The organism is Acinetobacter baylyi DSM 14961 = CIP 107474, from assembly GCF_000368685.1.
Lineage (GTDB): Bacteria > Pseudomonadota > Gammaproteobacteria > Pseudomonadales > Moraxellaceae > Acinetobacter > Acinetobacter baylyi.
In genome coordinates, this window is the sequence record NZ_KB849628.1 from 809,386 (window position 1) to 822,367 (window position 12,982).

Genomic DNA, 12,982 nt, shown 5'->3' on the forward strand with positions numbered 1-12,982 from the left:
TTATTGTGCGGTATATCCACCATCCATGACCACAGCCTGACCTGTTACCCCCCCAGCCTTGTCACTACATAGGAAAATTGCATAATCTGCAATTTCTTCAACTGTAAGTAAACGTTTTTGGGGCACCATTGCCAAAATCACGTCTTCCAATGCTGTGGTTTCACTGACGTTGCGTGTTTTGGCCAGATCGGCAATTTGTCCACGAACGAGCGGTGTATCTACATAGCCTGGACACAACGCATTGACGGTAATACCATCTTTGGCAGATTCAAGCGCTGCCACTTTGGTCAGCCCGATAACTCCGTGTTTCGCACTGTTATAACCTGCTTTTCCAGCAAAACCAATCAGGCCATTAATTGATGCCATATTGATAATGCGTCCAGACTTCTGTGCTTTCATGATTGGAAATACATGCTTGATGCCAATGAATGCCCCTGTAAGCATCACAGCGATCAACTTTTGAAACACCTCAGTTGGGAAATCTTCAATTGCTGCTACATGCTGAAAACCTGCATTATTGATCAAAATATCGACGGTTCCAAAGTGTTTTTGGGTCAGTTCGATTGCCGCTTGATAAGCCTGCTCGTCTGTTACATCACATGGAGCGGCAAGCGCGTCAAAACCTTGTTGCTTAAGCTGTTTCACTGCATCTTCACATTTTTCTGCATTGACATCCGAGATGACCACTTTGGCACCTTCTGCTGCAAATTTTTTTGCAATTTCGAGACCAATTCCACTTGCAGAACCTGTAATAAATGCAACCTTAGTGTCTAATTGTTTACTCACCGTATTCTCCTGTCTATTTTAAAAAACCTTGCAGTCAAAAATGCAAGGTCTAATCTTGATGGATCTATCTCGACTTAAACGATACCAAACCATGTAAAGGCTGCAATCACGACAAACACAGCCATCGTCTTAATGATGGTCACAGCGAAAATATCTTTATAAGACTGTTTATGTGTTAAACCTGTTACCGCAAGTAACGTGATCACGGCGCCATTATGCGGGAGTGTATCCATACCTCCTGAAGCCATGGCAACCACACGGTGCATCACTTCTGGCGGAATACCTGCTGCCAAAATTGCAGCATTGTACTGTTCTGCCATCGCACTCAAAGCAATACTCATCCCGCCCGAAGCAGAACCTGTAATTCCTGCAAGTGTGGTGGTGGTCACAGCCCCGTTCACCAATGGATTGGTAAAGGTATGACTTAAGGCATGGCTGATCAAGGCAAAACCTGGTAATGCCGCAATAATCGCACCAAAACCATATTCGGAGGCAGTATTCATCACAGCCAGAAGTGAACCGCCAATACTGGCATTGACGCCTTCCTTGAACTGGCTCATGACACGCTGATAATCAAACAAAATGGCTGTGATAATTCCCACAATTAGTGCGAGTCCAACAGCCCAGATTGCGCCTGTTTTGGCGACATCGACAGTATAATTGGCTAAGCCAATTGCGTTGAAATCAAAGCCATTTGGATACCAGGTTTTGATGGCTGTCGATAAATATTTATTCATCACAGCCACTAAAATAAGTGGAACAAACGCAAGACATTGTCTAAGAAATGTCCTATTTTCATTTGCATCAACAATGGTATTTTGAACATCTGAGAATGCCGCTTGGTCAAAACCTGCATAGCCTTCACCCGCCCGTGCAGCAACACGACGGCGCCATTCCAGATAGCTCAATCCCATACACAATACAAAAATTGCACCAATAATACCGAGAAATGGTGCTGCGTAGATATTGGTGCCAAAGAAGGTAGTTGGAATCACGTTTTGAATTTGTGGCGTACCTGGCAAGGCATCCATGGTGAAGGTAAACGCACCCAGCGCAATCGTGCCTGGAATCAGACGTTTTGGAATATTGGCTTGCTGGAACAATTGATTGGCAAATGGATAGATTGCAAACACGGCAACAAATAAACTAACACCGCTATAGGTCAGAATCGCACCCAGCAATACCACGGTCAAAATGGCTTTTTTGGCGCCAATCAAATTCACAATAGTTTTGGCAATCGACTCGGCGATGCCCGACATTTCGACGACTTTACCAAATATAGCACCCAGCAAAAATACCAAAAAATAGTCTTTAATAAAATTGACCATTTTCGGCATGAATACACCAGAATAAAATGGCAATACATTTGCAGGATTGATCAGAAGAACAGCCAGCAATGCACAAATGGGCGCCATCAAGATCACAGAAAATCCACGATAGGCCGTATACATGAGCAAACTTAACGAAAGTAAAATGACAAACAGTTCCCACATATTCTTTTACTCCATTACAAAGAATATATGTCAGGTCTTACCCAAATATCATGCCTAATATTTGATAACGGCTCACCTGACTTTAATTGGTTTATTTTCTAAAACACCAGACGCAAAATTAAAAATAAGATTGAGTATTTATTTTAAAATATCAATAAATTTTAAAAACACAAGATGATTATTTTTAAATATTAAAAATAAAAAAATATTATTAAAATTCAATATTATAAAAACAAAATTATTTATTTAAAAAATATATTATTTATTTTAAAAAACTCATTAATGTTATTTATTCTAAAAAATAAATCAATTAATTAAATTTGCCAATGATTTAAATGAGAATTAATTAAACATTTAAAAATAGATAAGTGAAAATTTAGCTTTTACAAAAAAACAAGACTTAGATCGAATATATTTTTTATCATTATGCTTTAAAATCAAAAACTTTGATCAGGATGACACCTATGACGCTCAAGCAACTTAAAGCATTTCTCGTGCTGGCTCGTAATCTGAACTATGCCAATGCCTCTGCCGAGTTGCATTTGAGTCAGTCTGCGCTGAGTTTGAGTATCAAATCGCTTGAAGAGGAACTCGGTGGCAAGCTGTTTAAACGTAACACCAGACGAGTTGAACTGACAAATGAAGGCCAATCTCTGATTCCACTGGCGCGCAAGTTGCTGGCAAATTGGGAAGATATGGAGAAAGATGTTAAACAGCGCTTTAAGCTCAACAGAGGAACCTTAAGCATTGCATCCATGCCATTTGTGACCCATGCCATTTTGCCAGAAGTGATTAAAATTTTTTCGAGTGAACATCCGAATTTAAGTTTTTCAATTCATGACATTCCCAACGAACGTATTATTGAAAATGTGCTGGATGGAATTTTTGAACTCGGGCTCTGTTTTCAACCCGTCTTACACGAACAACTGGAATTCAAGCCCCTGTTTGATGAAGACTTTCTCGCGCTTTTGCCCAAGTCTCATCCTTTAGCACAACAAAAAACAGTTCAATGGCCAGAGCTTTATGCCAATCCCTTTGTAACATTGCAGCATCCGTCTATTGTTCGTTATTTGCTTGAACAAAATGCACAACAGCACGACCTGATTTTAGATTTGAAAGTTGAATGTCATCAAATCAGTTCTCTTTCCAGTCTGGTCGCACTCGGAATTGGCGTCAGTGCAATTCCACGTCACTTTCAGCATTTTGTAGACAAAGAACATAATGTCTTACTCGAAATTGAAAATAGTGAAGTGCATCAGGCAGTAGGTATTGTCTATAAAAAAGATTTTGAACTTTCTAATATTTCAGTCCAGTTTATGCAAGCGCTCACACGCTTTCCATATGATTCTATTTTAAAAAACCAGTAGCCATAGTCATAAGTTTTAATGCTCTTGATTTGATCAGAGCAAGCAGGGTTGCGCGAATCCATTGATGGAAACGTTCTGATTGATTAATTTTACTCATCAAATCTTTAAAATTTTCAACTTCTTTAAATAAATTCAGAATGCTAATAATAAAAACACACAGGGATTTTGAGTCATCAAGATGGATAAAGTATATAAAAGTGCAGCGCTCGCACTACAGGATATTGTTAAAGATCATCAAACCTTGGCAGTAGGCGGTTTCGGGCTTTGTGGTATTCCCGAAGCGTTAATTGGTGCATTGAAAGATACACAAGTCAAACATCTGACCTGTATTTCCAACAACGCTGGCGTGGATGATTTTGGTTTAGGTTTGTTATTGCAAACCAAACAAATCAAGAAAATGATCTCTTCTTATGTAGGAGAGAATAAGGAATTTGAACGCCAATATCTCAATGGCGAGCTTGAAGTTGAATTGACACCTCAAGGTACGTTGGCCGAAAAGCTGCGTGCTGGTGGTGCAGGCATCCCTGCTTTTTACACGCAAACAGGTGTAGGAACTCTTATTGCCGAAGGCAAGGAGCAACGAGAATTTGATGGGAAAACCTATATTTTAGAACCCTCCTTAACTGCTGATATTGCATTGGTGAAAGCTTATAAAGCAGACAGAGCAGGCAATCTGGTGTTTCGTAAAACCGCGCGTAATTTTAACCCTGAATGTGCTATGGCTGGAAAAATTACCGTTGCCGAAGTTGAGCAGATCGTTGAAACAGGCGAACTTGATCCAGATGAAATTCACTTAGCAGGTATTTTTGTACATCGCGTTGTGCTCAATAGTGCACCAGAAAAACGTATCGAACAAAAAACTTTAAAAGCACAGGGAGCATAATCATGGCATGGACACGTGAACAAATGGCACAACGTGCCGCACAGGAATTGCAAGATGGTTTTTATGTCAATCTTGGAATTGGCTTACCGACGCTAGTCGCCAATTATATTCCCGCCGATGTAGAAGTCTGGTTGCAATCTGAAAATGGCTTGCTGGGGATTGGAGAATTTCCGACAGAGGACACTGTAGATGCAGATCTGATTAATGCAGGGAAACAAACCGTCACTGCTCGTGCGGGTGCTGCATTTTTCTCAAGTAGTGAATCATTTGGCATGATTCGCGGCGGTCATGTCAATATCGCGATTTTAGGCGCAATGGAAGTTTCTGAAAAAGGAGATTTGGCCAACTGGATGATTCCAGGCAAAAAAGTCAAAGGTATGGGCGGTGCAATGGATCTCGTGGTCGGTGTGCAACGTGTCGTGGTACTGATGGAACACTGTGCCAAAGATGGCTCAGCCAAAATTGTATCTGAATGCTCACTGCCACTGACAGGTCAAGGTGTCGTACACCGCATTATTACCGATCTTGGTGTTATGGACATTGTACCCGAAGGTATACAACTGGTTGAGCTGGCAGATGGCGTTACCTTGCAACAGATTCAAGCTGCCTCGGGCGTTGAGTTATTACAGCACGCTGCCCTTGCTTAAATTATAAAGTTAGAACAGATAAGGTTCCATGAAGGAACCTAAAAATAAAGCGTGATCGGCTCAATGAGACTGATCACTCAAAATACAATAAAAGACGGATTTTAATTATGGATAAACAACCTGCGCTTTTGGAGCGTTTTGCCTTAAAAGTCAGTGACTGGTCAGAAAAATGGTTTCCTGATTCTTATATTTTTGCGCTACTTGGCGTCATTATTGTGTCGCTTGCCGCAATTTTCATTGGTGCGCCAGTCAAAGATGTGGCAGGCGCATTTGGAAACGGTTTTTGGAGTCTCATCCCGTTTACACTGCAAATGACCATGCTGATTATTGTCGGTTATGTGGTTTCTGTTTCTGCACCTGTGAAAAAACTCATTCAGAAAATGGCACGTTTGCCACATTCAGGTCGCGGTGCCATTGTAATGGTGGCCACCGTGAGTTTGCTCATTTCTTTGGTCAACTGGGCAATTAGTACGATCTTGACAGCATTACTGGTCATTGCGCTGGCAAAACGCAAAGAACTCAACATGGATTATCGTGCTGCTGCCGCTGCCGCAATTATTGGCATGGGCGCCACTTGGGCACTCGGTATTAGCTCATCGGCTGCACAGTTGCAGGCCAATAAAACCAGTTTGCCAGAATCCATTTATAACCTGACAGGTGTGATTCCATTTACCCAAACTATTTTCTTATGGCAATCACTGGTCATGACACTGGTGCTGGTGATTGTGTCTATTGTGATTGCATATTGGTCGGCACCTAAAGGTCAAAATGTCAAAACCATGCAGGATTTTCATCTGGATTTTGAAGATGAAGAAAAAGCTGAACCCAAATCGACCCGCCCTGGTGACTGGCTAGAAAATTCGCCTATTTTAACCATTTTAATTGTGGTACTTGGGCTGGGCTGGATGCTTATGGAATTTTCCAAAAACAATCCTATTATTGCAATTTCTAGTTTGAATACTTACAACTTTATCTTTTTGATGCTCGGTCTGGCGTTGCATCGGACACCCCGTAATTTCCTCAATGCCGTGAGCAAGGCCGTTCCTGCGGTTTCAGGCGTGCTGATCCAGTTTCCACTGTATGGCAGCATTGCTTTCATTATGACGCAAGCGGTCAATGCTCAGGACTTTTCGCTCTCTCATTATATTGCTGAATTTTTTGTTTCGATTGCATCACATGATACTTTTGCAGTGGTGATGGGAATTTACTCTGCCATTCTGGGATTTTTTGTACCTTCTGGCGGTGGCAAATGGATTATCGAAGCACCTTATGTCATGCAGGCTGCAAACGATCTTCAGTATCATTTGGGTTGGTCAGTTCAAATTTACAATGCAGCCGAAGCCTTACCCAACCTGATCAATCCATTTTTTATGTTGCCCATGCTAGGCATTCTTAAACTCAAACCCAAAGATGTCATTGGGTTTACCGTAACGCAACTGGTGGTACATTTACCGCTGGTGATGTTTTTATTATGGATTCTTGGAAAAACACTGAGCTATACCCCACCCGTATTTTAACGATGAGCATAAATGTGGTGTCTTAAAATCACATCCATTTAAGAAGGACTTTGGATATGTCAAAAATTATGATTGCAGCAGCAGCCCGAACCCCGATGGGAAGTTTTCAGGGAAGTCTTGCTGGCTTAACTGCACCTGATCTGGGTGCCGTCGTCATTCAGCGCGTATTAGAACAAACACAAATTCCAGCAGCAGATATTGATGAAGTCATTATGGGTTGTGTTTTGCCAGCAGGACTCAAACAGGCTCCAGCACGTCAGGCCATGCGTCAAGCAGGCTTGCCCGACCATGTGGGGGCGACAACCATCAATAAAGTCTGTGGCTCTGGTATGAAAGCGACTATGTTTGCAGCCGATGCAATTCTAGCAGGCAGTATTCAGATTGCGGTGGTTGGCGGTATGGAATCCATGACCAATTCGCCTTATTTGTTGCCTAAAGCTCGATCTGGCTATCGTATGGGTCACGGACAAGTACTCGATCATATGTTTTTAGATGGTTTGGAAGATGCTTATACAGGCCGTGCCATGGGTTCTTTTGCCCAAGACATGGCAAATCAAAAAGGTTACACCCGTGAACAGATGGATGCGTTTGCGATTCGCTCGCTGACTCGCGCGCAACACGCCATTACAGCAGGCCATTTCCAATCTGAAATTGCACCAGTCACCGTAGCTACCCGTAAAGGCGACATAACCGTATCTGAGGATGAAAATCCAGGCAATGCAAAAATAGATAAAATTCCGAGCTTGCGTCCAGCGTTTGCTAAAGATGGAACGATTACTGCTGCCAATTCCAGCTCCATCAGTGATGGTGCATCTGCTTTGCTCATTACTTCAGAACAACAAGCAGAGCAGCGTGGCCTCAAAGTATTAGCAGAAATTAAGGGTTACACCACTCATTCACAGCTTCCCGCCGAATTTACCATCGCACCTGTCGGAGCGATTGAAAAATTACTTAAAAAAATTGGCTGGACAGCAGAAGAGGTCGATCTGTGGGAAATCAATGAAGCTTTTGCCATGGTCACCATGGCCGCGATTGATGCTTTCAAGCTCGACGCAGAGAAGGTCAATATCAACGGTGGCGCATGTGCATTAGGTCATCCGCTTGGCTCATCGGGCTCCAGAATCATTGTCACGCTTATTCATGCGCTAAAACGTCTGGGCAAACGTAAAGGGATTGCAGCACTATGTATCGGCGGCGGTGAAGCCACTGCCCTTGCCATAGAACTTGTCGATTAAACCCAAATATAAAGGACGGAACATGTCATGATCCGTCCTGATATGGATTTAATTCAATCGTTCAACTGATAAGTTTCTACAGGCTCACAAAGTCCTATCGAATCAGTTTACTCATCCTCTGGCTTTATTGGAGAATTTCAGCAATTTTTTGATCAGCATGACAGGTCATGCCTGGCACTGCCAAATGCTGGATTTTTCCAGCCTGATGAGCAACCACTGGAATTTCCATTTTCATGGCTTCCATAATCGCCACAACAGCCCCCTGCTCGACCTGATCCCCTTCCTGTATTTTCCATGTACTAATCACCCCGTTAATCGGCGCACGTAAATCATTCGTAGTCAAACTGGCTGTTTTTTCAGAACTGGTTTCAATGGGTTGAGTGGCAATGGTATTGAATAAACCTGCGGGTAATCCCACAACGTGCATTTTGCCGTCAATCTCAATCGGATAACGCTGCAAATTGGCATCCTGAGTAAACTGGCTACGTGGCTGAGGCTCAAATTGCTGCTGAAAATTCTCCTCGATCCAGCGTGTGTGTACTTGAAAATCATCAACAAAATCTGCTTCGTTCACTATCGCACGATGAAATGCTAAAACTGAAGCAACCCCGTCAATTTCAAAAGCGGCCAAAGCACGTTTGGCACGTTGCAAACAAATGTCACGTGTCGGGCCAGAAATAATCAGTTTAGCCATGAGTGAGTCGAAGTGCCGAGATACCAGACTACCCGAAAACACGCCTGTATCCACCCGTACACCTAAACCCGTTGGTGGTGTAAAGGTTTTAATCTGCCCAAACGCAGGGATAAATCCTCTTGCTGGGTCTTCGGCATTCATCCGAAACTCAATGGCATGGCCTTGTGCTACAGGTGTTGTTTGAACGCTCAGCGGATTACCCAAAGCAATTGAAATCTGCTCTGCAACCAGATCCATGCCTGAGGTCTGTTCTGTTACTGGATGTTCAACTTGTAATCGCGTATTCACCTCTAAAAACGAGAGTTTGCCATCACGACTCAGCAGATATTCGACGGTTCCTGCACCAACATAATCAGCCGCACGGCAGATGTTACGAGACGATTCTAAAATTTGCTGATAAATCGTGTCGTCAATGAACGGTGCAGGCGCTTCCTCAACCAACTTTTGATTACGGCGTTGCAGAGAACAATCACGTGTACCAACCACCACGACATGGCCATGTTGATCTGCAATAATTTGCGCTTCAATATGCCGTGGCTTATCCAGATATTGCTCGACAAAACACTCACCACGTCCAAAAGCAGTGACCGCTTCACGCACTGCCGACTCATATAACGTTTCGACTTCTTCAAGTGTCCAAACCACTTTCAGACCACGTCCACCACCGCCATAAGCTGCTTTAATGGCAATAGGCAAACCTACTGCCTTGGCAAAATCCAGCGCTTGTTTTGAGTTTTGCAACGGTTCAGAGATTCCTTGTACCAAGGGTGCCCCTACAGAAGCAGCAATTTTACGCGCTTCAATTTTATCGCCGAGTTTTTGAATACTGTGTGGTGAAGGTCCAATCCAGATCAATCCAGCATCCAGGACAGCCTGAGCAAATTCAGCCCGTTCAGACAAAAAACCATAGCCTGGATGAATCATGGTTGCCTGAGATTTTTGGGCAATCTCAATAATACGTGGAATATTCAAATAAGTGTCTTTGGCAGTGATGCCTGACAATGACCATGCTTCATCGGCCAGTTTGACATGTAAACTCTGAATATCATCGTCGGCATAAATTGCCACAGATCCAATATCCAGATCTTTACACGCCTGAATAATTCGCACTGCAATTTCACCACGGTTGGCAATTAAAATTTTATGTTTTTGATTGTTCATGTTGACTCTTTATCCAAATCTAAAATTTCTGACTTTTGACGAAACTGTATCAAACAACCTGGCGGAATCTGGGCAACACGGTCTAGATGGTCAATGGCAATAGCACCTAGTACCGGATAACCACCCGTAAGTGGATGATCATTCATGAATAAAACAGGCTGTCCATTCGGCGGGATCTGTAAGGCACCTGTACAGGTTCCTTCACTGGCAAGCTCACCATGAATCTGACGTTTAAGCGGTAACCCGGCACTTAAACGTAAACCAATCCGATTACTTTCCTGCGTCACCAACCATTGCTGTTGAAAAAACTGAGTTAGACTTTCTGGCTCAAACCAGTCCGTACGTGGGCCGAGGATTACATCTACTTCAACTACATCGCCTATTTTTGGAAGCTGTTGTGCGCATTTTTCATGAAGTAAGACACTGCCAACCGATAATTCTGCTGAATAAATAAAATCATGCGGTTTTAAAGGTGGCGTACCTAGTTCTGCCAACGTGTCAAAACTTGCACTGCCGAGTATTTTTTCTGTTTTAATGCCGCCGCGAATGGCAAGATAATGGCGTAAGCCCGCATGCGGGGAATCGATATAAAGCAGATCACCACAATCCAGTGCAATAGGTGAATAATCGGGCACCTTGACCTGGGCCTGACCTGCATAGCTCACCCCAATATGACTTGCTGCTCCCGTGACTGCAACGACAGTAGATTGCAACACTTTTAGCTTTAAGCCACCGTTCAGGATTTCAATGACCGCAGCATGATCAGGATTTCCCACAATACGATTTGCCTGAGACAATGCAGTCTGATCCATTGCCCCCGAACGCCCCACGCCAAGTGCAGCTTGATGTGTTCGCCCCTGATCTTGAACCAGACTTTGCAAACCAGTTTGTAATAATTCAAAAACAGGCTGAAGATGTTGCTCAGGCTGCCTAGGTATTTTAATTTCGGGTACGACCACATGGCTGGGCTGGCGTGTAATATCACGGAATATCACCTGAGCGCCAGCCCGTAATAGTGCAGGTGGATCACGATGTATGTCCCACATCTGTTGGGGAGTAGATCCGATCAACTGCCATCCACCAGGGCTATCTTTAGGATAGATACCTGTATATTCCCCTGCCAATGCAACAGAACCTGCCTGAATTTTTTTACGTGGTGAGCTTAATCGTGGAATGCTCCCAAATGGATGATCTGGACTGTTTAGATAACCAAACCCTGGTGCAAAACCAATAAATGCAACGTTCCAACAGGTATTACTATGCCGATAAATCACTTCAGACACCGTTACACCCAATAATTCAGCAACATGATGCAAATCTGGACCATCATAGGTCACATCAATCACCACTTTGGCTACAGAATGCCGTTGCTGCCTCTCAATCCTTTGTGATTTGATGTAACGGATAAGTGCACTGACTTCGGTATTTAATCGATCAAAATAAACCAAAATAGTGGTGGCAGCAGGAATCATTTCTACAATATGAGGATGTTTGATAGTTTCTAAATGACGAAACAACGCAACAGTATGTTCAGGATCATTCAGTTCAATTAAAAAACTGTCCAGATTGACGGCTAAAAAACGCATATTTTGCAATCTCCCTTGACCTCTGGTTTATAGCATCCATGCTTGATCTGGCACGTCTGTAATCAGCATATATCCAGGTGCATGGCTGATCGCAAAAGGTACTTTAGAGCGCATGACTGCTGCTTGTGGCGTCACACCGCATGCCCAAAATACGGGAATCTCACCGTCCAATATACGTGGAAAATCACCAAAATCTGGCTTGGAAAGATCGGCAATTCCTAAACTTTTGGGGTCACCAATATGTACAGGTGCACCGTGTACTCTTGGCATTTTGGCAGTAATTTGTACTGCCTGACTGACCTGAGCAGCGGGAATTGGACGCATTGAAACCACCATATTTCCAGAGATACGACCCGCAGACGCACAAGGAATATTACTCAGATACATCGGGACATTACGTTGATCTGTAATATGTCGAACCTCAATTCCTGCATTGAGTAAAGCACTTTCAAAAGAAAAGCTACAACCGATCAGGAAAGTCACCAGATCTGGATGATTGTTCCAGATTGATGTTGCATCATTGACTTCATCGACGCATTGGCCATACTCCCAGATCCGATAACGAGGAAAATCTGTTCGGATATCATGCTGTTTATCCTGAATCAGTCTGGATTGAAACTGACCTGCATCTATGACATCGAGTACAGGGCAACTTTGTGGATTACGCTGGGTGTAAAGCAGAAAGTCGTAAGCCCAATCCTGAGGAACAGAGATCATATTTACTTGCGTCAAACCATTCGCCATGCCAGCCGTAGGTCGATCATAACCTTCACGGATTGCTAGCCGTACCTTCTGCGCCTCAAGTAAAGATTCTGGGGGTGCCAAAATGGATGTATTCATTTAATTCACCTCACAGAATGATCGGATTTCAATGCCTTCGGTAAGCAAAGCATTTCGAATGGCTGCTGCCATGCTTAACGCGCCGTCCGTATCACCATGCAAGCAAATACTTTGTGCAGATATTGGGGTAAAATGACCATCAATTGAAATCACGCCGCCCTCCTGAATCATCTTCACCACACGCTTTGCCACAAAATCTGGATCATGCAGCACCGCTCCTGCCAAGCGTCGTGAGACTAAAGAACCATCTGCATTGTAGGCGCGATCTGCAAAAGCTTCAGCCACTACATTTAGTCCATTTTGCTGTGCAAAAGTGATGAGTGGAGAACCCGCTAACCCCACCAATATCAAATCTGAATCAAGGCATTTGATTGCATCAAGCACTGCCTGAGCCTGTTGCAAATCAGTGGCAATGGTATTGTAAAGCGCGCCATGAGGCTTAACGTATTTGACCGTTGTTCCCGCAGCTTTGGCTAAACCCTGTAATGCAGAAATTTGATACATTACATCGGTAAGTAATTCATCATATGAAAGCTGCATATTACGGCGACCAAATCCAGCCAAATCTGGATAGGAGACATGTGCACCAACGGTTACACCCAGTTTAGCAGCTTGCTTTAAGGTTTTAAAAATCCCAAGCGGATCACCTGCATGAAAGCCACAGGCAATATTGGCACTGCTGACCATGGGTAAAATCTGCTCATCATTTCCCATTATCCATGACCCATAGCTTTCACCCAAATCACTGTTTAAGTCGATACGCATGTTATTTC

At 43.4% G+C, this 12,982-nt stretch carries 11 protein-coding genes; 5 read left to right on the forward strand and 6 right to left on the reverse strand.

The genetic code is table 11. The annotated features are described in order from the left end of the window. On the reverse strand, positions 1–786 hold the full coding sequence (locus F952_RS13140; protein ID WP_004928534.1) for a 3-hydroxybutyrate dehydrogenase: 786 nt from the start codon (positions 784–786) through the stop codon (positions 1–3). 74 nt (positions 787–860) lie between these two features. Next, positions 861–2,279: a GntP family permease gene (locus F952_RS13145; RefSeq protein ID WP_004928537.1), complete on the reverse strand. Its 1,419-nt coding sequence runs from the start codon at positions 2,277–2,279 to the stop codon at positions 861–863. A 464-nt stretch (positions 2,280–2,743) separates the two neighbouring features. On the opposite strand from F952_RS13145, the gene F952_RS13150 reads away from it, so the two are divergent. The 5 genes from F952_RS13150 to F952_RS13170 all read left to right on the forward strand — a co-directional run bounded on the left by F952_RS13150 (position 2,744) and on the right by F952_RS13170 (position 7,928). Further along, the gene (locus tag F952_RS13150; protein WP_004928539.1) at positions 2,744–3,646 is read left to right on the forward strand and encodes a LysR family transcriptional regulator; all 903 of its coding nucleotides are present in this window, start codon (positions 2,744–2,746) and stop codon (positions 3,644–3,646) included. Positions 3,647–3,824: 178 nt separating this feature from the next. Beyond that, positions 3,825–4,529 carry a CoA transferase subunit A gene (locus tag F952_RS13155; protein ID WP_004928540.1) on the forward strand — a complete coding sequence of 235 codons (705 nt, stop codon included), beginning with the start codon at positions 3,825–3,827 and terminating at the stop codon, positions 4,527–4,529. A 2-nt stretch (positions 4,530–4,531) separates the two neighbouring features. After that, positions 4,532–5,176: a 3-oxoacid CoA-transferase subunit B gene (locus F952_RS13160; protein ID WP_004928542.1), complete on the forward strand. Its 645-nt coding sequence runs from the start codon at positions 4,532–4,534 to the stop codon at positions 5,174–5,176. A 107-nt stretch (positions 5,177–5,283) separates the two neighbouring features. Further along, positions 5,284–6,693: a short-chain fatty acid transporter gene (locus F952_RS13165; protein ID WP_004928545.1), complete on the forward strand. Its 1,410-nt coding sequence runs from the start codon at positions 5,284–5,286 to the stop codon at positions 6,691–6,693. A 56-nt stretch (positions 6,694–6,749) separates the two neighbouring features. Beyond that, positions 6,750–7,928, forward strand: coding sequence for a thiolase family protein (locus F952_RS13170; RefSeq protein WP_004928551.1), 1,179 nt, complete (start codon positions 6,750–6,752; stop codon positions 7,926–7,928). A gap of 124 nt (positions 7,929–8,052) precedes the next feature. On the opposite strand, the gene F952_RS13175 is transcribed toward F952_RS13170, so the two are convergent. From F952_RS13175 to F952_RS13190, 4 genes are read right to left on the reverse strand one after another with little or no spacing between them, the layout of a single operon-like run. Next, positions 8,053–9,783, reverse strand: a complete 1,731-nt coding sequence (locus F952_RS13175; RefSeq protein WP_004928552.1) for an acetyl/propionyl/methylcrotonyl-CoA carboxylase subunit alpha — start codon at positions 9,781–9,783, stop codon at positions 8,053–8,055. Then, a complete protein-coding gene (locus tag F952_RS13180; RefSeq protein ID WP_004928556.1) occupies positions 9,780–11,369 on the reverse strand; it encodes a 5-oxoprolinase subunit B/C family protein in 1,590 nt (529 codons plus the stop codon). The genes F952_RS13175 and F952_RS13180 overlap by 4 nt, the downstream gene beginning before the upstream one ends. Before the next feature lie 27 nt (positions 11,370–11,396). Continuing rightward, the gene (locus tag F952_RS13185; RefSeq protein WP_004928559.1) at positions 11,397–12,209 is read right to left on the reverse strand and encodes a putative hydro-lyase; all 813 of its coding nucleotides are present in this window, start codon (positions 12,207–12,209) and stop codon (positions 11,397–11,399) included. Next, entirely contained in the window at positions 12,210–12,974 is a 765-nt protein-coding gene (locus F952_RS13190; RefSeq protein ID WP_004928566.1) for a LamB/YcsF family protein, read from the reverse strand. Positions 12,975–12,982: the final 8 nt, after the last annotated feature.

What these genes read in the sequence shown, in the direction of transcription:
- F952_RS13145 (WP_004928537.1), bottom strand. Translation starts at nt 2,279, where the DNA reads ATGTGGGAACTGTTTGTCATTTTACTTTCGTTAAGTTTGCTCATGTAT.
- F952_RS13150 (WP_004928539.1), top strand. Translation starts at nt 2,744, where the DNA reads ATGACGCTCAAGCAACTTAAAGCATTTCTCGTGCTGGCTCGTAATCTG.
- F952_RS13155 (WP_004928540.1), top strand. Translation starts at nt 3,825, where the DNA reads ATGGATAAAGTATATAAAAGTGCAGCGCTCGCACTACAGGATATTGTT.
- F952_RS13160 (WP_004928542.1), top strand. Translation starts at nt 4,532, where the DNA reads ATGGCATGGACACGTGAACAAATGGCACAACGTGCCGCACAGGAATTG.
- F952_RS13165 (WP_004928545.1), top strand. Translation starts at nt 5,284, where the DNA reads ATGGATAAACAACCTGCGCTTTTGGAGCGTTTTGCCTTAAAAGTCAGT.
- F952_RS13170 (WP_004928551.1), top strand. Translation starts at nt 6,750, where the DNA reads ATGTCAAAAATTATGATTGCAGCAGCAGCCCGAACCCCGATGGGAAGT.
- F952_RS13175 (WP_004928552.1), bottom strand. Translation starts at nt 9,783, where the DNA reads ATGAACAATCAAAAACATAAAATTTTAATTGCCAACCGTGGTGAAATT.
- F952_RS13180 (WP_004928556.1), bottom strand. Translation starts at nt 11,369, where the DNA reads ATGCGTTTTTTAGCCGTCAATCTGGACAGTTTTTTAATTGAACTGAAT.
- F952_RS13185 (WP_004928559.1), bottom strand. Translation starts at nt 12,209, where the DNA reads ATGAATACATCCATTTTGGCACCCCCAGAATCTTTACTTGAGGCGCAG.
- F952_RS13190 (WP_004928566.1), bottom strand. Translation starts at nt 12,974, where the DNA reads ATGCGTATCGACTTAAACAGTGATTTGGGTGAAAGCTATGGGTCATGG.